The organism is Haloferax sp. s1 (genome assembly GCF_058382125.1).
The window spans coordinates 1-1,109 of the sequence record NZ_JBZRPK010000108.1 but is presented as its reverse complement, the minus strand read 5'-3'; the positions used below and the strand labels follow the sequence as shown (position 1 = coordinate 1,109).

The window sequence follows — 1,109 nt, the reverse complement described above, 5'->3', positions numbered from 1 at the left end:
CGACGCGGATGACCTCCTCCTTGACGAAGGTCCGGACTCGTTCGGTGACCTCTCTTCCCCGTTGGGGGTCGTCGTACTTCATATTCTAAAATCTCAAAAACGATGTAAAAGCATTTTCCCGAATTTATTACCTTCGTAAGTTCTATACTGGTATTGTACGAACAATAGACGCAAAATCTCGACGCAGCGGTCGCCGAATCCGCCGACAGACAGACCAACCCATGAAAGACACCGACAAAGACTACTTCGAACGACTCGTCGACCAGCAGGCGCTCAGGAACTATCTCTCCGAACGGTTGGGTCCCGTCGAGGAGTACTCCGTCCGATACCACGCGGAGGGCCACTCCAACGAGACGCTCTTCGTGACGTGGGGAGACCGGGAACTCGTGGTTCGGCGGCCCCCGCCGGGCGAGACCGCCGAAACCGCCCACGACGTGTTGCGGGAGTCCCGCGTGCTGGACACGTTGCAGGACACCGACGTACCGATTCCGAAGACCGTGCTGGCCTGCGAGGACCACTCGGTCGTCGGAAGCGATTTCTACGTGATGAAGCGAGTTGAGGGCGACGTACTCAGAGACGAGGAACCCGACCGTTTCGAGACGGCAGAGTCGCGGCGGCGTATCGGCGAGGAACTCGTCGACACGCTCGCCGCGATTCACACCGTCGACTACGGCGACGTCGGCCTCGGTGAGTTCGGCCATCCGGCGGGATACACCGAGCGACAAGTCGAACGCTGGACCCAGCAGTTGGAGTGGGCGTTCGAACGCACCGCCGACGAACGGACGGTGCCCGAACTCCGAGAGGTCGGTGACTGGCTCGCGGACAACTGCCCGAGTGACCACGAACACGCGCTGGTCCACGGTGACTACAAACTCGATAATGTGATGTACACACCGGGTACGCCGCCCGAACTGGCCGCGGTTCTCGACTGGGAGATGGCGACGCTCGGCGATCCGCTTGCCGACCTCGGTTGGATGCTAGCCTATTGGCGCGATCCGGGGGACCCCGACCCCGCGACGCCCGAACTGACCGCCACGTTCATGGAGTCCGAAGAATATCCGACCCGCCGCGACCTCGTCGAGCGGTACGAGCGTGAGACCGGCATCGAG

The 1,109-nt window shown here is 61.5% G+C and carries 1 protein-coding gene; it reads left to right on the top strand.

Features of this window, described 5'->3' with window-relative positions; translation table 11 throughout:
* Positions 1-221: 221 nt before the first annotated feature.
* Positions 222-1,109 (top strand): phosphotransferase family protein (locus tag QT222_RS00750; protein ID WP_491475983.1); only part of this gene is annotated, 888 nt, incomplete at its 3' end.